This window comes from Microbacterium sp. SZ1, from assembly GCF_002362255.1.
Lineage (GTDB): Bacteria > Actinomycetota > Actinomycetes > Actinomycetales > Microbacteriaceae > Microbacterium.
Map to the genome: position 1 here is coordinate 35701 of NZ_LPVV01000003.1, position 17699 is coordinate 53399.

Below are 17699 nucleotides of genomic sequence, written 5' to 3' on the forward strand. Positions count from 1 at the left end.
CGGCATCCGCTCGAGCTCACCGGGACATGGGTCCGGCCTAGGCTCGAGGCATGCCCGCACCGTTCGGCTCCTGGCCTTCTCCCTTCACCCCTGCGTCCGTCGCCGCGTCATCGCCCCGCATCGACGGCGCACGCTTCGTCGGTGATGACGTGTGGTGGGGCGAGTCGGTCCCGGCTGAGCGCGGCCGGGTGACGGTGCGGAGCTCGACAGGCGAGGAGGTGCTCCCTGCGCCGTGGAGCGCGCGCTCGCGTGTGCACGAGTACGGTGGAGGCGCCTGGACGGCTGACGACGACGGAACGCTCTACTTCGTCGACGCGAAGGACCAGCGTGTGCGGAAGCTGACCCGCGGCGGCGACCCCGTGGCGCTCACGCCGCCCGGCCCTGCTCACGGCGGACTCCGCCTGCAGCGCGGACGACTGTTCGCCGTGCGCGAGGACCTGACTGTTGACCCGCACCGCCGTGCCGTCGTCGAGATCCCCACCGACGCATCGGCGGCAGACGACCCCGGCGCGGTGCGGGTGGTCGTCGAGGGTGGGGGCTTCTTCGCGCATCCTGCACCGTCGCCGGACGGAATCCGGGTCGCGTGGGTCGAGTGGGACGCGACCCGGATGCCGTGGCAGTCGGCGCGTCTTGCGATCACCGACGGGTCGCGCACGAGCGTCGTGCCGACGCGCGCGGCCCTGCAACCGGAGTGGACCAGCGATGACGAGCTCGTGTTCGCCGACGACCCGACCGGTCGATGGGCCCTGCACAGGGCGCACATAGATCATGACGGACATCCGACCGCTTCGGAGCTCCTGACCGCCGCCGGGACGGATGCGGACACCGGCTACGGGCTCTGGGTTCTCGGCAACCGCTGGTTCCAGTTGCTGGCGGACGGGCGCATCGTGGCTGTGCGCACGAACGGCAGGGACACCGTCGTCGTCATCTCGCCTGACGGCAGCGCCCGCCCGCTGACCGTCCCGACCGACGGCCATGTCAGCGTCGATGATGCGTCGGGGTCGCGTGTGCTCCTGTCGGGCACCAGCTCGACCGGGGCTCCCGGCCTCTGGCTCGTCGATGTCGACACCGACGCCATCGAGGCTGTCGCCGGCGGCGCGCCGGCCGACCCTGCGTGGATGCCGACGGCATCCGCTCTCGTCGTCGACGGCGCTCACGGCCCCGTGCATGCGTTCGCCTACCCGCCGGCGAACCCCTCGGCAACCGCACCCGAGGGCGAGCTGCCTCCGTACGTCGTGCTCGTGCACGGTGGCCCCACCGCTCACGTCACCGGAGCCGCGTCTTCGGCCGTCGCGTTCTACACGAGCCGAGGCATCGGCGTGCTCGACGTCAACTACGGCGGGTCGAGCGGCTACGGGCGCGCGTACCGCGAGCGCCTGGACGGCGCGTGGGGCGTCGTCGACGTCGACGACGTGATCGCCGCGGCCCGCGGGCTCGTCGACGCCGGGTTGGCGGACCCGGCCCTTATCGCGATCAAGGGCGGCTCGGCCGGCGGGTGGACCGTGCTGTCGGCTCTGGTGCGGGGAGGCACCTTCGCGGCGGGCATCAGTCGGTACGGCGTCGCCGACCTGCGGATGCTCGCCGAGCACTCCCACGACTTCGAAGCGCACTACATCGAGGGCCTCGTCGGCCCGCTCCCCGACGCGGAGGAGCTGTACTTCGAGCGCTCACCGCTCACCCACGCCGATCGCATAGACGTGCCCGTGCTGCTCATGCAGGGCGGCGACGACCGCGTCGTGCCGCCGGCGCAGTCGGAGGCGATCCGCGATGCGCTGGCCGCCCGCGGGGTCGACCATGAGTATGTGCTCTATCCCTCGGAGGGGCACGGGTTCCGAGCCGCGGAAACCATCATCGACGCTCTCGAACGCGAACTCGCGTTCCTCGGCCGGGTGTTCGGATTCACCCCGGCCGACTGATCACTCGCCGACGCGGTTGCGCAGGCGCATGGCGCGCTCGGCCTCGCGCGTGTCCTGCCTCTCGCGCAGGGTCTGCCGCTTGTCGTATTCGCGCTTGCCCTTCGCGAGCGCGATCTCGACCTTGGCCCGGCCGTCGGAGAAGTACAGCTTCAGCGGAATCAGCGTGTAGCCGCCAGCCGAGACGGCATGGGCGAGCTTGGCGATCTCCTCCCGGTGCAGGAGCAGCTTGCGGATGCGCTTGGCCGAGTGGTTGGTCCAGTGCCCCTGCGAGTACTCGGGGATGTGCACGGCATCGAGGAACACCTCGTTGCCCTTCACGAACGCGTACCCGTCGCTGAGGTTCGCGCGTCCCTGACGCAGCGACTTGACCTCGGTGCCGGTGAGCACCATCCCCGCCTCGTACGACTTCTCGATGTTGTAGTCGTGACGTGCGCGACGATTGGTCGCGATGACCTTCTCCCCGCGTTCCCTGGGCATGATTCTCTCCTGTGCGTGACGACGTCGGCGACGCGAACCGTCACCGAGCAGCCTGTCAGTCTATACCGATGGGCGTCAGGTGCGGAGCCAGCGCCGGATGGCGAAGCCTGCCGAGAGCGCGGCGAGCACGACGCCGATGACGATCAGCACGGGCACCACGACCGCGGCGTCCTGCATCCCGATCCACGTCGTGATGAACGGCACGCGCCCGCGCAGGTAGCCGTTGACCCCGAAGTGCACACCGGCCACGACCGCCGCGCTGGCGAGAACGGAGCCGAGGAAGGCGGCGAACACGCCCTCCAGCACGAACGGCGTCTGGATGAACCGGTTCGAGGCCCCGACGAGGCGCATGATGCCGATCTCCTTGCGCCTCGCGTAGGCGGACAGGCGGATCGTGGTGCCGATGAGCAGGATCGCGGCGATGAGCATGAGCACGGCGATGCCGACGGCGATGTACGTCGCCACGGTCAGCGCCGAGAACAGCGGCTCGAGGTACTGCAGCTGATCCCTGACCTGCTCCACCCCGGCGACCCCGCTGAAGGCCTCGGCGATCACCTGCGACTGCCCCGGGTCCTTCATCGTGACGAAGAAGACCTCGAACGCCTGGTCGGGGGTGATGACGCTGGCCTGCTCCTCTCCGAGCTGCGCCACGAGCTTCGCGTAGGTGTCCTCCTTGCTGTCGAAGGTCACCTCGCTGATGAGCGGAGCCAGCGCATCGCCCTCCAGCTGATCGCGTACTGCCGTCACCTGGTCCTCGGTCGCCGCCCCGTCGATGCAGGTCTCCGACTCGGAGATCGACGAGCACATGTACACGGCGACCTGGGCGCGCTCCGACCAGTAGCCGCGCATCGTGCCGATCTGCGACTGCATGAGGATCGCCGCACCGACGAAGGTCAGCGACACGAACGTCACGAGCACGACGGAGATGACCATCGAGATGTTGCGACGGAGGCCGACGAGGGCCTCCGTGAGGATGAGTCCGATTCTCATGACGTCGGCCCCACCTTCTCGTCGCCGTCGTCCGAGAGGCCGAGGCGATCGGCGACCCCCAGCTCTGCGACGTCGACCTCGGGCAGCACGATGGGGTGCGTGCGCGGCGAGGTCTGCACGGCGGGTGCCTCCGCGACCACCGACGCCTCCTCGACGGCCGGCACGACGGGCGCGGCCTGCGCCTCGGGCGTCTCGGATGCCGTGGGCACGGCGTCCGGCGCAGCGGCAGCGGCCTTGCGCTGCGCGCTGAGCTCTTCGGCGAGGGCGGCGCGCACGACGGACAGGTCGGCGGTCTGACGCTGCACCTCCTGCACCGCGGTGAGGGCGGCGGCAGCAGCGGCGCCTCGCACCTCCTCCGGCACGAGACGCGGGATCTGCGAGGTGTCGCCGTAGCCGCCGTGCACCTCGTCGCGCACCATGACTCCGTCGCGAAGCTCGATGACGCGACGCTGCATCTGGTCGACGAAGGCGGCCTCGTGTGTCGCCATGAGCACGGTCGTGCCGCCCGCGTTGATGCGCGCGAGCAGCTGCATGATGTCGACGGAGGTCGCGGGGTCGAGGTTTCCGGTCGGCTCGTCGGCCAGCAGCACCTGGGGACGGTTGACGAGCGCCCGCGCGATCGCGACGCGCTGCTGCTCACCGCCCGACAGCTCGTGCGGCATCCGCTTCTGCTTGCCGTCGAGGCCGACGAGGGCGAGGGCTTCGGGCACGGCCTGCTGGATGAAACCGCGCGACGACCCGGTCACCTGCAGGGTGAAGGCCACGTTCTGATACACGGTCTTCGACGGGAGGAGCCGGAAGTCCTGGAAGACCGATCCGATGTGCCGACGGAAGTACGGCACCTTGCGGTTGGCGAGCGACCGCAGGTCGCGACCGAGCACGGCGACCCGGCCCGAGGTGGGCACGTCCTCACGCAGGATCAGCCGCAGACACGACGACTTCCCCGACCCTGAGGCGCCGACGAGGAAGACGAACTCCCCGCGCTGCACCTCGAAGTCGACGCCGGACAGAGCGGGCCTGGTGGTCCCGCGATAGCGTTTCGTGACGTTCTCGAACCGAATCATGGCGATACGAGCCTAAGTGCGCGGATTCCCCTGCCCGCGAGCGACACCCCTGTGGCTCCCTGCGCGTCGTGGCGCACTGCTATACATGATGTGCCGGTAATCAGCGGCGCTGCCGATCCGTGCCGATCGCACGGACGATTCTTCGAGGGGGACCCCATGACGACGCCCGCAGGCTGGTACGACGACGGATCCGGACGTCAGCGCTGGTGGGACGGCACGCAGTGGACGGAGCACTTCGCTCCCGCCGCGGATGCCGCAGATGCCGCAGATGCCGCAGATGCCGGTGCCTCGCAGAGCGCGGACTCGTCGTCCGCCGATGATGTCTCCAGCGCCGCGTCCTCGACCGCCGAGCCGAGCGTGCCGGATTCGGCCGCGGCCGCCGAGACGGCGGCTGCCGTCGAGTCGATCTCCGCTGTCGAGAGCGCTTCCTGGGAGCAGCCGTCCACGGGCGCCCCCGCTCCGTCATCCGAGTCTGCATCCGGGCAGGCTCCGGCCGCCGACGGCGCCTCGGCCGGCTCCTCCCCCTCGGCAGGCACTGAGCACCCGGCGGGAACCGAGCCTGCCTCCGCCGACGGTTTCTCCGCCGAACCCGTCGCCGCCCCGGAGTCGGCGCCGTCGTGGTCGGCGCCGAATGCACAGAATGGCGCAGACACGTCGGCATACGGCACATCCGGCACCGAGGTGCCCCCGTACGCGAACGCTGCGCCGTCGTACCCGGGAGCCGCGGGTTCCTACCCGGGATCGCCCCAGCCGCCGCAGGCACACGGCTACGGCACAGCGCCGGCGTACCCCGGGTCCGCCCCGTCCTATCCCGGAGCGACCGCGTATCCGACGGCTGGTCCGACGGGTGCCTACCCCGGCGCCTACCCCTCCGCTCCCGCCGCACCGAAGCCGTTCTCCGTCGTCGGGATCATCGGTCTCGGACTGGCCGCGCTCGGTTTCATCCTCGGGTTCATCCCGGTGGTCAACATCATCGGGTTCATCCTGCTCGGCGCGGGCTTCATCGTCTCCCTCATCTCACTGTTCCTGAAGGGCCGCAAGTGGCCGGGCATCACCGGTCTGATCCTCTCGGTCGTCGGTACGATCATCGCCGCCGTCGTCGCCTTCGTCTTCTTCGTCGCGGCCGTGACGACGGAGACCGTGCGCGACTTCCCGAGTTCCCCGCCGTCGAGCGATTCCAGCACCGACGGCTCCGAGGATGACACCTCGACTCCGACCGAGGTCGTGGAGGGCACGCTCGGCGAGCCTGTCACCGTCGAGCAGTACTCGGGCACGAGCGAGATCACGGTCACGGCCGCGACGTGGAGCACGTCAGACGGCACGAGTATCCCCTCGACCAACGGAGGCTTCCTCGCGCTCGATGTGACCGTCACCGGACTCGACGGCACGAGCTACGTCAACCCGATCTACTTCGCGCTCGAGACCGCCGAGGGCGCAGAGGGCACCTACGACTACTTCGCCGACGGTCAGCTCAGCAGCGAGGACCTCGAGGCCGGCGATTCCGTCAGCGGCAAGGTCACCTTCGACGTCGCGCAGAGCGCCTCGTACACCGTCATCGTCACGGACGAGATGTTCCAGGAGGTCGCGCGCATCACGGTCACCCCGACCGCTGGCTGAGCACTGACACACGAGAGAGGGCCGGTATCCCCGCGGGGATACCGGCCCTTTCCTCATGTGCGGAGGCTGAGCTGCTCAGTCCTCGTCTTTGCGCTTGCGCCAGCGGATGCCGGCCGAGATGAACCCGTCGAGGTCGCCGTCGAACACCGCAGCCGGGTTGCCCGACTCGTGCCCGGTGCGGAGGTCCTTCACGAGCTGCTGACCGTAGAGGAAGTACGAGCGCATCTGATCGCCCCAGCTCGCGGTGATGTTCCCGGCGAGCTCCTTCTTCTTCGCCGCTTCCTCTTCCTTCTGCAGCAGGAGGAGGCGGGTCTGGAGCACGCGCATGGCCGCAGCGCGGTTCTGAATCTGAGACTTCTCGTTCTGCATGGAGACGACGATCCCGGTCGGGAGGTGCGTGATGCGCACGGCGGAGTCGGTCGTGTTGACCGATTGGCCGCCCGGGCCCGACGAGCGGAACACGTCGACGCGGATGTCACCCTCGGGGATGTCGACCTCCGTCGCCTCCTCCATGAGCGGGATGACCTCTACCGCGGCGAACGACGTCTGACGCTTGTCGGCAGAGCCGAAGGGGCTGATTCTCGCGAGACGGTGCGTGCCCGCCTCGACCGACAGGGTTCCGAACGCGTAGGGCGCGTCGATCTCGAACGTCGCCGACTTGATGCCGGCGCCTTCCGCGTAGGACGTGTCCATGACCTTGACCGGGTACTTGTGCTGCTCGGCGTAGCGCAGATACATGCGCATGAGCATCTCGGCGAAGTCGGTGGCGTCGTCGCCGCCGGCACCGGAGCGGATCGTGATGATCGCCGCGCGCTCGTCGTACTCGCCGTCGAGGAGGGTCTGCACCTCGAGCTGGTTGATGACCTCGGTGAGCGCGGCGAGCTCGTTGCGAGCCTCGATCGCGGAGTCCTCGTCGCCCATCTCGTTCGCGAGGTCGACGAGCACCTCGAGGTCGTCGAGGCGACGTCCGATGCCCTCGACGCGTGCGAGGGCGGACTGGCGGTGGCTGAGGGCGCTCGTGACCTTCTGCGCGCGCTCGGTGTCGTCCCAGAGGTCGGGAGCGCCGGCCTCTTCACTGAGCTTGGCGATGTCGGAGCGGAGCGCATCGACATCGACGACCTCGCGGATGTCACCGTAGGTGACGCGAAGGGCCTGGATGTCGGCGGAGAGATCGAGTTCGAGCATGGCGCATCCAGCCTAACGTGCCGCCTGCTCGGGCGGGGACGGTCCGCAACGGGAGTAGCGTGAAGGGAGTGAGCGGTGCATCCACGGTCCTGAGGCGTTTCGGGCCGATGGTGTACCTGCCGACCGTGCTCTTCTCGCTCGGCGAGGGCGCGGTCATCCCGCTCATCCCGGTCATCGCCGCTTCGATGGGAGCCGACGTCGCCTTCGCCGCACTCGTCGCCTCAGCGCTCGTCGTCGGCCAGCTGTGCGGCAATCTCCCGGCGGGGTGGGCTGTGGCCAAGATCGGCGAGCGGTTCACGATGGTGATCGCCGGTGTCGTGGCGATCGGGGCAGGCGTCGGCATGGTGTTCGCTCCGTCGTCGGCGGTGCTCGCGGCATCCGTCTTCCTGCTCGGCTTCTGCGCGGCGGCGTTCGGCCTCGCGCGGCACGCCTTCATGACGACCCGAGTGCCGATCGCCTTCCGTGCGCGCGCCCTGTCTCTGCTGGGCGGCAGCTTCCGCCTCGGCGTCTTCATCGGTCCGTTCGTGGCCGCCGGTCTGCTGCAGCTGTTCGGGTCGGAGATCGCCGCGATCTGGTTCTTCCTCGCCTGTCTCGTCGTGATGGTCGTGCTCGTGCTGTTCGGCCCCGACCCTGAGAAGACGATCCCGCCGACCACTCCGGTGCGCACCGCTCCCCTGGTGTCGGATTCCGGCGAGCCGGTGAGCGGATCGATCCCCACCGCACCGCGCACCGGCGTCCTGCGCACGATGTGGCGCCAGCGCACGGTGCTCTCCCGGCTGGGGCTCGCCGCCGCCTCTCTGTCCGCCGTGCGCTCTGCACGCCAGGTGGTGCTGCCGCTGTGGGGGCTCTCTCTCGGACTCGACGCGTCCACGATCGCCCTCGTCGTCGGGGTCTCCGGCGCGATCGACTTCGCGCTCTTCTATGCCAGCGGCCAGGTGATGGACCGGTTCGGTCGGCTCTGGGCGGCCATGCCGGCGATGCTCCTGATGGGCGCCGGCTTCGTCGCGCTCTCCCTCACCCACGATCTGGACGCAGCCGTGCTGTGGTTCGGCATGTTCGCCGCCGTCCTCGGCGTCGGCAACGGGCTCTCCAGCGGCATCCTGCTGACACTCGGGGCCGACGTCGCTCCCAAGCGCGAGCCGGCGGCGTTCTTGGGCTCGTGGCGGACGCTGACGGATGCCGGCGGCGCGGTCGCGCCGCTCCTCGTGTCGGGCATCACCGCGATCGCGTCGCTGCCGATCGCCGCAGCGGCGATGGGCGTGATCGGCCTCAGCGGCGCGGTCGGTTTCATCCGGTGGATCCCCCGGTTCGTGCCGCGGATGAAGGGCGACGCATGAGTATCCTCGGCGCCGATATCCGCCGTCTGGTCGCCGACTTCCCGGTGACCTCGGAGCAGGACCGGGCGGTGCAGGAGGACTTCGCCTCTTTCTTCTCGCGCGACGACGGACCGGTGCAGCGCGGCGACGGACCTCGCCATGCGACGGCTTCGGCGTTCGTCTTCGACCCGACGCTCTCACGCGTCCTGCTCGTCTTCCACGGCAAGGGGCGCTTCTGGGTGCAGCCGGGCGGGCACCTCGAGCCCGAGGATCACTCGGTAGCGGATGCCGCGCTTCGCGAGCTGTCCGAGGAGACGGGCATCGTCGCCCCGCCGCCCGGCGACGAATACGTCTACGACCTCGATCATCACGAGCTCTCCGCCGCGTTCGGCCGGTGCGCTTCGCATCTTGACGTCGGTGTCGCCCTCATCGTCGCCGGCGAGGGCGGGCTGCGGCTCAGCGACGAGTCGGAGGACGTGCGATGGTGGCCGATCGACGCACTCCCCGACGAGGTGCCGCCCCAGTTCCACCGCCGCGTGGCGCACGTGCTCACGCTTCTGCGCCGCTGAGGAGCGCTCACGCATGGCGTTGTGCCACCCGGCGCCGAGTCCACACTGTCCCTGAATCCGCGGCGCGCGACGTCCGTCAGCGCAGCGCGGTGCGGCTCGTGGCGGTGGCCTCGAGGCGCACGCCCTCCGGCACGAAGAGCGACACGACCGGCGGATGCCAGTCCGTCGCGATCGTCACCCGGGCCGAGACTCCGTCTGGAGCGGTCGCCGCGACCAGGGCGGCTCGCCCCGGCATCCCGTCCAGCACGGCTGTCGCCTGCTCGCGCACTCCCCCGTCGGTGAGCCCCGCGTGCACGACGTCACCCTCCACCTCGACCGTGAAGCCGTCGGCTCCGGCGAGCGCGGCCGAATCGGCGAGCGAGTCGAGGCGCTTCTGCGCGATGTACAGATCGGTTGCCGTGGCGGCGACGAGGATGAGCGCGATGGCGAGGAGGGCGTAGCCGAGTGCGAGCAGAAGCACACTGCCTGCATCGTCGTCTCGTCTCACGACGCACCCCACAAGCGGGACACCTTCTGCACCGCCACTCCCTCGACGGGGATGGATGCCGCGGCGTCGAGGCCGAGAACGGACGGGACCAGCGGGAGCGGGACCCGGGTGGCGACCGTCACGGTGACGAGCGCGCCGGGAGCGGGGCACTCAGCGGTGCGCGGCGCGCAGGTCACCGAGACCTCCAGCGACCCGCGATTGATCCCGTACTGGTCGGCGATGTTCGCGACGACCCGGTCCCCGTGCGCGGCAGCCGTCTCGGCATCCGGAGCGCGCGCGATCACCCGCGCGAGGTGGCGGGCCGCCGCCTCGGCACCGAGCGTGTGCTCCTGAATGCTCCCCAGCGCGACGATGAGGTACACGAGCGGCACCAGCAGGATCACCCCGACCGTGATGAACTCGAGTGCCGCTGAGCCTCGGTCATCGTTCATCGAACGACTCCGCGGGCGCTTCCGCATGGATGTTCATCGCGGACGGAATGCCGATCAGTCCGATGACCGGCAGCGCCGTGCGGACGCGCACCACCATGACGTCGCGCCCGTTCTGCCTCACGCGGGCGGCCTCGACGTCGTCGGCGTAGGCGGCGCCGACCGCCTGCGTGATCACGCGGCGTGCGCGCGCCGCGCCTTCCTCCGGAGAGACGTCAGCGAGCGCCGCATGGTGGGCGCCTCCGATCGCCGCATCGTGAACCACGTTGCGCACGTACACGACGAGCGCGAGCTGCAGCACCGCGAGCGTGAGCGCGGTCAGCATCGTGCCGACGAGCACGAACTCGACCGGGCTGGACCCACGCTCATCTCCCCCGAGACTGCCCGTCAGCATGCGCTCACAGGCCCGACACGCGCTGGATCGCCTGCTCGAACAGAGCGCTCAACGCCGGACCGGCGACAGCCCAGATCAGGACAACGAGACCGGCGGTCATCAGTGTGACGAGCACCCAACCTGGGACGTCGCCCGCGTCGTCGTCGAGCAGACCCTTGATCAGGCGCACGGATCGGGTGGGGCGGAGTGGAGTGTCGTTCATGTCGTCCTTTCGAATGGGCGCTCAGCCGATGCCGAGTCGCAGGATGAAGAGGCCGGGGTAGATGGCGAAGAGCACCGACAGCGGCAGGATCAGGAAGACGAGAGGTAGCAAGCACAGATATACACTCTCCTCATGACCGCGGTTATCTACTGCAGAATCAGTGACGATCCGACCGGACGGGCAGCCGGAGTCGAGCGCCAGCGTGACGAGTGCATGGCGCTTGCGGAGGCCAGGGGTGAGAAGGTGCTGGAGGTGATCGTCGACAACGATCTATCCGCGACTTCCGGGAAGCGCCGGCCTGGGTTCGAGCGCGTGCTGTCTCTGGTGCGGGACAACATCATCGACACGATCGTGGTGTGGCACACGGACCGTTTATACCGGATGCCGCGAGACCTCGAGCCGATCATCGATCTGGCGGAGGGCCGTCGTCTGCGGTTCCTGACCGTGGAGTCGTCAGAGATCGACCTGAATACGCCGTCCGGGCGCATGGTCGCTCGTATGCTCGCCGCCATGAGCGCGCAGGAGGTGGAGCACAAGGCACAGCGTCAGCGGTCCGCAGGCGATCAGCGTGCGGCTCGCGGGATGCCGACCGCCCGACCGGGCTACGGATATCGCCGTGTGGACGGACGGGACGTTGTCGAGGCATCCGAGGCGTCAACGATCCGCGAGGCGGCGCGCAGGGTGTTGGATGCGGAGTCTCTACGGTCCGTGGCCGCGGACTTCAATGTCCGCGCTGTGCCGAGCCCTGCGGGCGCGCCGTGGCAGGGCATCACACTTCGCCAGTTGCTTCGTCGTCCATCCATCGCTGGTCTCCGCACTCATCGTGGAGACGTGGTCGGAGAGTTCGACGTGGAGATGCACCCGCCAATCCTGGATCGCGACACGTACGACCGCCTGACGGCGATGTTCAATGACCCTCTCCGCGCTTCGAGTTCACGTGCCGGGCATCCTCCGAAGTATCTGCTGTCTGGGATCGCCTGGTGCGGTCGCTGTGAGGAGACGCTGGGCGGGCGGATGAAGCGTCTGCCTCCGTGGACACCGAAGCCGGGACAGAAGTCGAAGCCGGTCAAGGCGGCGTACTCGTGCGGAGCATGCCACAAGGTGCGACGGCTTCAGGAGCCCGTGGATGAGCTGGTGACGGAGATCCTTCTTCGCCGCCTCGAGCGGGAGGATGCCGCAGAGCTGTTCGCGACCGGCGACCCCGTGGCGGCGCGCGCAGCTCGCGACGCTATCGCGGCGGTATCGGCTCGCTTGGCGTCGGCGGCTGATCTATTCGCGGAGGGGTCGATCGACGCGGATCAGTTGGCGCGGATCACAGCGAAGGGTCGGGCGGAGCGTGAGGATCACGAAGCGGCTCTAGCCCTGGCTCTCCCTCCTGCACTCCCCCGCGACGCGGTGGGGGCTCGAGCACGGCTGTCGTGGGCGTCCTATGACGTTGAGAGGCGACGCGCGATCCTGAATGCATTGATGCGAGTCACAATCATGCCGTCTGGTCCCGGCCAGAGCTTTGATCCGTCACTGATTCGCGTTGAATAGTTGTCGGAGGTGACGCCGTGAGCCGTCGAAAGAACCGATTGAGCGAACTCGTCGTCGTCGACATTCTGTGCTCGAACAAGCATTTCCAGGGGCGCGCGATCAAGACTCTGATCGCTGACGCAGACGACGGTGTTTCGCCGTACGGGCTCGAAGCGTGCAGTCGTCTGAGGCTCGTGGACCCTACTCCGACACCCGACTCCGGACACCTCGCCGCGGTATGTCCGGAGTGCGGTGATTCAGTCCGAATCCGTTGGGCACGGGTCCGCGCGCTACTCGATTCCCGGCAGGCAGATGGTCGATCGTCCGGAGAGATCGGTCCGCACTCCAACGACGCGGAGTCTTCTTCAGCCTGAAGCACTGCTCTTGATGCTAACGTTGCGAGCAATAGCCCTCGGGCCGGTTGGACAAGCCGTTGAGAGTCCGCTTCGCACCTCTCTGAGGTGGTGCGAAACGTTGACTCTCCGGAGGCACTCGTGTCCATCCCTTCTCCCATTCCAACGCCAAGAGCCGCGCGCGCTCGCAAAGCCGCGTTCGAGCGTCATCGTGAGCCGAACGATCCTGAGCTGGTCGAAGCATCTCGAGACCTCGCAGCCGCGAAGCTCCAGCAGTACATCGCCCAGGTGGTCGCGGCAGCTCCGCCACTTAGCGCCTCTCAGCGGAATCACCTGACGAGCCTTCTCCGCGGCGGTGGTGCGTCGTGAGTGGCCGTAGGAACGAATCTCTCGCACAGGCTCAGCGCTGGGAGGTCGTGAAGACACGGGCTCTCGACGCCGGCCTGTGCGACCGGTGCGCTTCTCAGTTCGCCTGGGGCTCGCAGGCTGGTTTTGCTGATGTCCATCCGCCGTGCTCGGCATGCCGCTCCGTCGTCGAGAGCTGGCCGGTGTCGAGGCCGTCTGGGTGGCGCACGCCGGCGGGTTCCCTGTCGGCGACATCGACGTGGGCGAACGCTGTCGATTCGGCGTCTCCGATGCTCCCGGGCATCTCGGGTGCCGGGAGTGCTCCAGCGCGCATCAGATCGTCGCACACGGTCTCCCGACTTGTTCGAGCGGGTGCCTGATGGGTATCACACGACCGGCTCTCGACTTCGAGGAGAAGTTCACGCGCATTCCGAACGCGTGGATCCGCGATTCGCGCCTATCGCGTCGGGCTCGAGGGCTACTGGCGGAGTTGCTGTCGCATCGTGCCGGGTGGCGGGTGTCGATCCGTTCGCTCGTCTCCGAGCACGAGAAGAAGCACGCCGTCGCGGCCACGATTGCCGAGCTCATCGCCGCCGGTTACCTCACTGTGGGTGAGCAGCGCAGATCCGCTTCGGGAACGTTTGGAGAGGCCGAATACGTGCTGTCGGATCCGACCGTGACCCGGTCAGCGGGTCACGGTGCGAAAATGCCAGTTCAGGAGGGAGAAATCCGGCCCCCTTCTCAGGTCGCGTTCAAGAAAACCCCTGATGAGACCGTGACCCACTCAGCCGTCGACGGCTCACCCGTCGACGGCTCACCGGGACACAAAGAAGACCATCTGGAAGAAGACCATCACGAAGAAGGAAAGATTAGGTCGGATCTGATCGATCCGACGCGCTCTCAATCCTCGGATCGATCTGCATCCGAAGCTCAGAAGCGATACGTGCGCGATCTCTGGATTCACCTGCACGGAGCCGTCCCTTCGGCTGACATCGAAGCCAGCATCGATCGCCTCACGGCCTCAGAAGTCCGCCCCACCGTCGCTGAACTCAATCGGCTGATGCCGCGGTTCACGGAGTACGAGGGTCCGGAGGCCGGAGATCCCGCGTACGACGCCCTGAGCCCAGTCGGCAGGGATTGGGCTGATCGACAGATGGTTCCGGAATGAACGTCGTCGACGCCGGACCTGACGCGGCTCATTCGATGCCGGATCCGGGCTATTGCGTGCACGGAGTCACTGTGACCGCTCGCTGTAACCGGTGCCCGTCCGGGCACGCGGCGAAGAACGAACGAACCGGGTCTCAGACCCACGGAACGAGGAACTCATGAACCTTCAGGAACTGCGTCGCGAAGACCATCTCCGCGCCGCTCAGATCGCCGCAGGAGTCGCACTGGACGACTCGGCTATGGCGACACAGGCTCTGCTCGAGGCGTGCCAGGATTCGCATCCTGCCGCCGTACCGAACGTGATCTTCGCGCTGGCTCACAACCTGGATCAGACCCTCCGTGCCGTGATCGGTCCGGACGCGACAATCGGCCTCCTCCGACGCACGCTCGCGCAGCTCGTCGCGGCTGAGGAGGCCGGAGCATGACCCGGCGGAACCCGTTCGATGCGGGCATCCCGAAGTCGTTCCCGTTCGTGGGCGCGGCACGCCGGCCTCCCCGGACCTTGCGGGATTCGAGCGGTTTCCTCCCGGCATCCGCTGAGGTCGCGTGGCTCACTCAGATCACGGGCTCCGCCGACACAGCGGACGGCGAGGTCATCATCGCTGAACTGATCGACGACGGGGAGGTGTCAGCGTGAGGGTGTACGCTTCTGGTGTTCGGGCGGTCATCCCCCGGCACTGGCCTGGTTATTCGGCCTCAGGGTTAGGCAATCCGACCCGCCACCGCAGTATCGCCGCGTCGAGTATCTCCGCGGGATTCCGAACTGCTGCAGTTCCCGGAGGAGTCCTCTGATGGTGACCAGCGAAGCGGCGAAGGCCGTGATGCGAGCGAACCAGGCTCTCGCCGACGTGTACGACCGCGCCGCAGGGCGCGACCTGACCCGCGACGAGAAACGTCTGGCACAGCGCTACGAGGGCATCATCGACGAAGGCCTGACGGAACTGCTCCCCACCACGAAATCGGAGTAGGAATCATGACCATCAACATTAAGGCCCGCGCAGAACTCGCCGCAGCTCGCGCGATCAGCGAGAAGGCGATCGCCGAAGGCCGCGAACTGACGCAAGCGGAGGTCGATGCGGCATCCGCCCATCTGCAGGAGTTCGAGCGGCTCAAGTCCGAGCCCGCCCGCGGCTTCAACAGCGGCCCCGGAGTGAAGGCTGCTCTCGACGCCCTCGGCGTCACCGGCGCCGGTAACCACGTCCCGACCAAGGGCTACGCCGGAAGCGGCGACGGTGTGACAGGCGGCGGGTTCGTCGCTCAGGCGAAGTCGCGCTGGGCGGCTGAAGTCGCAGACCGACTCGTGAAGTCGATGCCCGGCCCGGGCGGCTCGAAGGCACTCATCAGCGGATCGATTGACGTGCCGAGCATCATCGGTCAGCCCGTCGAGACCGTCACCCGACCGCGAACGATCCTGGACCTCATCCAGACTCCGTCGTCGCCCGCGAACGGAAACGGCAACACCTTCCAGTACCTCCGCCAGACGGCACGGACCAACAACGCCGCCGCCGTCCCCGACAACACCGAGAAGCCGACGTCGGTTCTGACCTTCGGTGACGTCGAGTCGAAGTTCAGCGTCTACGCGCACCTGTCCGAAGCGATGCCCCTGCGATACCTGACCGACTTCCGCGGCCTCACGGAGATCCTTCAGGAGCAGCTCGCGGCCGGCCTGCTCGAGGCGATCGAGAACGACATCATCGACGGAGACGGCACGGGCGACGCGTTCACCGGCATCCTGAACACCTCGGGCGTCCAGGCGCAGGCGTGGTCGACGGACATTCTGTCGACGATGCGGGCGGCGAAGTACAAGCTGGTGAACTCGTTCCTGCAGCCCACCGCGTGGGTTCTGCACCCGAACGACCTCGAGAAGATCGAGGCGCTGAAGGACACCACGGGCCGCTTCCTGTTCGACGGAGTCGAGGGCATCGAAGCACACCTCGGCTACCCGGTCGTGCTGAACAACGGCATGACCCCCGGCGTCGGACTCCTCGGCGACTTCTCCACCGTCGAACTCCTCGTCCGCGAGGACGACCACGTCGACATCGACACAGGCGGGGAGCTGTTCACCAAGAACCAATTCCGAGCCCGCGTCGAAGGACGCTACGGCCTCAAGGTCGGACGACCCCTCGGGTTCGTCCAGGCAGACCTCACGGCCTGACTCAATACTCCCGTGCCTAACACCAAGTCGCGTCTGTTCCGGGCACGGGATCTGCGGACCGTTCTCCTTTCCGGTCCGCGAAGCGGGGAGCCGAACCCGTCGAGTGTTCGGCTCCCCGCTCACTGCGAGCTATCCCCGGGAGTCTCGAGGATCAGGGCGGCCGATCGTATCCTTTTGCCGGATCCTCCCGTCCTCACCCAACACGACCAGCTCTCCGCCACCATTGGAGAGAAGCCAATCCCGAGCCGCGTCGATCGCCTCCGACTGAAGCAGATACGACGCACTCGTCTGGTCACCTACCTTGAACACCCACAGACCAGCCACCGGAACCACAAACACCTGCTGCGCTGCCATAGCGACTCCTTTCCACCCCGCACCATACCGACTGCAACGCCTGTATGGGGAAGGGGCGTAGCAATCCCTGACGCACACACATCACAACCACTTCTCCGGCAGTGTTTTCCCCCATCGTTCGAGTTCTCAGAGAAATGGCGTCAGCATGGATGACGAGAAGCTGCAGGCGAAGCGTGAGCGCGATCGGCGTGCTTCCCAGGCGTACAGGGCTCGCAAGCGTGAGGCGCGCAGGGAATCGGCGCGTGTGGCCGCTGACGGGGCACCGGGCGAGATGCGTCAGTCCGTGGATGCGGCCCTCTCGGCGATGAAGTGGCTCGTCGACAGTGACGCGGCGACGGTCGCGCAGGCTCGAGCGACGGCGACGCTGATTGACGCGGCCATGGCTCAGGGGGACCACTCGGTCGCGCTCCGCGGTCACGGCCAGCTCACGCGTCTTCTTGACGCGCTGGGCGGCACACCGCGTGTGCGGATGCAACTCGAGCTGAGAAGCAGGAAGATCGACATCACAGAGTGCGACGCGGCACCCTCCAGGGCGGGTAACGTCTCTCGGTTCGTGCGACCAGCGAAGCGTCGCTGACTGCTCTCAGGAGTCGACGCTGACGGCGCTCTCGTCGGGGTCGACGATTCCGCGGATCTCGCGAAGGATCGCGTGAACGGCGAGCTGAGCTTCGAGAGCATCTTTCTTGTACTCAGGCATCTCCGGATCGTTGTACGCGGCACGCAATTTCTCCTCGTCGCCGGCGCGCTCATTCCAGAGCTTCGGGAGCCGCTCCTCGCCGAGCTGCCCGATCAATGTGAGCGCTTCAGCACCCATCCGCTTCGATTCTTGCTTGTCCGCGGATCCGCCTCGATTGAGGTTCACTAGCAGCTTCGCGAGAGTCTCCAGTTCGTGAAGCAGGTACGCATGACGTAGCGACTCCCGCCGGTCGTCTGCCGCCGCACGGGCTGCTTCGACGCGATCCTCCGCGGCGAGTCGTGCCGCCTCGGCACGATCTTCGATCGCGATCTCTCGCGCGTTTCTCCTGTCCTTCGCAGAGACGATGAGAGCGACGATCGATGCTCCGATTGCGGCTAGGACGGCGAGGATCTGGATCAGGTCTCCGAGAGTCATGCGATAAGTGTGTCAGTGAGGCGAGCGCACACGGAGCGGTGCGTCACCGGCAAG

22 protein-coding genes are annotated in these 17699 nt (G+C 67.7%); 11 read left to right on the forward strand and 11 right to left on the reverse strand.

Going from position 1 to position 17699, the window contains the following annotated elements:
* Positions 1-50: 50 nt before the first annotated feature.
* Positions 51-1916, forward strand: a complete 1866-nt coding sequence (locus tag AUC47_RS02425) for a prolyl oligopeptidase family serine peptidase (protein WP_096713659.1) — start codon at positions 51-53, stop codon at positions 1914-1916.
* On the opposite strand, the gene smpB is transcribed toward AUC47_RS02425, so the two are convergent.
* From smpB to ftsE, 3 genes are all read right to left on the reverse strand, one after another.
* Positions 1917-2393 carry an SsrA-binding protein SmpB gene (gene smpB / locus AUC47_RS02430; RefSeq protein ID WP_050722832.1) on the reverse strand — a complete coding sequence of 159 codons (477 nt, stop codon included), beginning with the start codon at positions 2391-2393 and terminating at the stop codon, positions 1917-1919. It lies immediately after the preceding gene.
* 75 nt (positions 2394-2468) lie between these two features.
* Complete coding sequence (ftsX, locus tag AUC47_RS02435; RefSeq protein ID WP_096713660.1) at positions 2469-3383, reverse strand: permease-like cell division protein FtsX; 915 nt, start codon at positions 3381-3383, stop codon at positions 2469-2471.
* Complete coding sequence (ftsE, locus tag AUC47_RS02440) at positions 3380-4447, reverse strand: cell division ATP-binding protein FtsE (protein WP_096713661.1); 1068 nt, start codon at positions 4445-4447, stop codon at positions 3380-3382. The genes ftsX and ftsE overlap by 4 nt, the downstream gene beginning before the upstream one ends.
* Positions 4448-4603: 156 nt before the next feature.
* Between ftsE and AUC47_RS02445 the strand changes: the two genes are divergently transcribed.
* Positions 4604-6064 carry a DUF4352 domain-containing protein gene (locus AUC47_RS02445; protein ID WP_096713662.1) on the forward strand — a complete coding sequence of 487 codons (1461 nt, stop codon included), beginning with the start codon at positions 4604-4606 and terminating at the stop codon, positions 6062-6064.
* Positions 6065-6139: 75 nt separating this feature from the next.
* Here the strand turns inward: AUC47_RS02445 and prfB are convergent, their stop codons facing one another.
* Entirely contained in the window at positions 6140-7249 is a 1110-nt protein-coding gene (prfB, locus tag AUC47_RS02450) for a peptide chain release factor 2 (RefSeq protein WP_096713663.1), read from the reverse strand.
* Between the two features lie 107 nt (positions 7250-7356).
* Between prfB and AUC47_RS02455 the strand changes: the two genes are divergently transcribed.
* Together AUC47_RS02455 and AUC47_RS02460 are read left to right on the forward strand one after the other, a co-directional pair.
* Positions 7357-8586, forward strand: a complete 1230-nt coding sequence (locus tag AUC47_RS02455; RefSeq protein ID WP_096713664.1) for an MFS transporter — start codon at positions 7357-7359, stop codon at positions 8584-8586.
* Positions 8583-9134 carry an NUDIX hydrolase gene (locus AUC47_RS02460; RefSeq protein ID WP_096713665.1) on the forward strand — a complete coding sequence of 184 codons (552 nt, stop codon included), beginning with the start codon at positions 8583-8585 and terminating at the stop codon, positions 9132-9134. Before AUC47_RS02455 ends, AUC47_RS02460 begins: the two co-directional genes overlap by 4 nt.
* 76 nt (positions 9135-9210) lie before the next feature.
* On the opposite strand, the gene AUC47_RS02465 is transcribed toward AUC47_RS02460, so the two are convergent.
* The 4 genes from AUC47_RS02465 to AUC47_RS02480 are packed head-to-tail and all read right to left on the reverse strand — an operon-like array spanning position 9211 to position 10645.
* On the reverse strand, positions 9211-9621 hold the full coding sequence (locus AUC47_RS02465) for a hypothetical protein (RefSeq protein ID WP_256999408.1): 411 nt from the start codon (positions 9619-9621) through the stop codon (positions 9211-9213).
* Positions 9618-10052, reverse strand: coding sequence for a TadE family protein (locus tag AUC47_RS02470; protein WP_256999409.1), 435 nt, complete (start codon positions 10050-10052; stop codon positions 9618-9620). Before AUC47_RS02470 ends, AUC47_RS02465 begins: the two co-directional genes overlap by 4 nt.
* Positions 10042-10443 (reverse strand): TadE/TadG family type IV pilus assembly protein, encoded by a 402-nt coding sequence (locus AUC47_RS02475; RefSeq protein WP_096713668.1) that lies wholly within the window; start codon positions 10441-10443, stop codon positions 10042-10044. The genes AUC47_RS02470 and AUC47_RS02475 overlap by 11 nt, the downstream gene beginning before the upstream one ends.
* 4 nt (positions 10444-10447) lie before the next feature.
* Complete coding sequence (locus tag AUC47_RS02480) at positions 10448-10645, reverse strand: hypothetical protein (protein ID WP_096713669.1); 198 nt, start codon at positions 10643-10645, stop codon at positions 10448-10450.
* Between the two features lie 132 nt (positions 10646-10777).
* On the opposite strand from AUC47_RS02480, the gene AUC47_RS02485 reads away from it, so the two are divergent.
* Complete coding sequence (locus AUC47_RS02485; RefSeq protein ID WP_096713670.1) at positions 10778-12181, forward strand: recombinase family protein; 1404 nt, start codon at positions 10778-10780, stop codon at positions 12179-12181.
* Positions 12182-12976: 795 nt separating this feature from the next.
* On the opposite strand, the gene AUC47_RS02495 is transcribed toward AUC47_RS02485, so the two are convergent.
* On the reverse strand, positions 12977-13192 hold the full coding sequence (locus tag AUC47_RS02495) for a hypothetical protein (RefSeq protein WP_143740687.1): 216 nt from the start codon (positions 13190-13192) through the stop codon (positions 12977-12979).
* A gap of 45 nt (positions 13193-13237) precedes the next feature.
* Here AUC47_RS02495 and AUC47_RS02500 point away from each other — a divergent pair, with 45 nt between their 5' ends.
* From AUC47_RS02500 to AUC47_RS02515, 5 genes are all read left to right on the forward strand, one after another.
* On the forward strand, positions 13238-14026 hold the full coding sequence (locus tag AUC47_RS02500) for a hypothetical protein (RefSeq protein ID WP_096713672.1): 789 nt from the start codon (positions 13238-13240) through the stop codon (positions 14024-14026).
* A 157-nt stretch (positions 14027-14183) separates the two neighbouring features.
* Positions 14184-14450, forward strand: a complete 267-nt coding sequence (locus AUC47_RS02505; protein ID WP_096713673.1) for a hypothetical protein — start codon at positions 14184-14186, stop codon at positions 14448-14450.
* A complete protein-coding gene (locus AUC47_RS02510) occupies positions 14447-14662 on the forward strand; it encodes a hypothetical protein (RefSeq protein ID WP_096713674.1) in 216 nt (71 codons plus the stop codon). The genes AUC47_RS02505 and AUC47_RS02510 overlap by 4 nt, the downstream gene beginning before the upstream one ends.
* A gap of 154 nt (positions 14663-14816) precedes the next feature.
* On the forward strand, positions 14817-14993 hold the full coding sequence (locus tag AUC47_RS16630) for a hypothetical protein (protein WP_179297486.1): 177 nt from the start codon (positions 14817-14819) through the stop codon (positions 14991-14993).
* Between the two features lie 5 nt (positions 14994-14998).
* A complete protein-coding gene (locus AUC47_RS02515) occupies positions 14999-16180 on the forward strand; it encodes a phage major capsid protein (protein ID WP_096713675.1) in 1182 nt (393 codons plus the stop codon).
* 129 nt (positions 16181-16309) lie between these two features.
* On the opposite strand, the gene AUC47_RS02520 is transcribed toward AUC47_RS02515, so the two are convergent.
* Positions 16310-16534, reverse strand: a complete 225-nt coding sequence (locus tag AUC47_RS02520; protein WP_096713676.1) for a DUF2188 domain-containing protein — start codon at positions 16532-16534, stop codon at positions 16310-16312.
* 145 nt (positions 16535-16679) lie between these two features.
* Between AUC47_RS02520 and AUC47_RS02525 the strand changes: the two genes are divergently transcribed.
* Complete coding sequence (locus AUC47_RS02525; protein ID WP_096713677.1) at positions 16680-17111, forward strand: terminase small subunit; 432 nt, start codon at positions 16680-16682, stop codon at positions 17109-17111.
* 6 nt (positions 17112-17117) lie between these two features.
* Here AUC47_RS02525 and AUC47_RS02530 read toward each other — a convergent pair whose 3' ends face one another.
* Positions 17118-17645 carry a hypothetical protein gene (locus tag AUC47_RS02530; protein ID WP_096713678.1) on the reverse strand — a complete coding sequence of 176 codons (528 nt, stop codon included), beginning with the start codon at positions 17643-17645 and terminating at the stop codon, positions 17118-17120.
* Positions 17646-17699 lie beyond the last annotated feature (54 nt).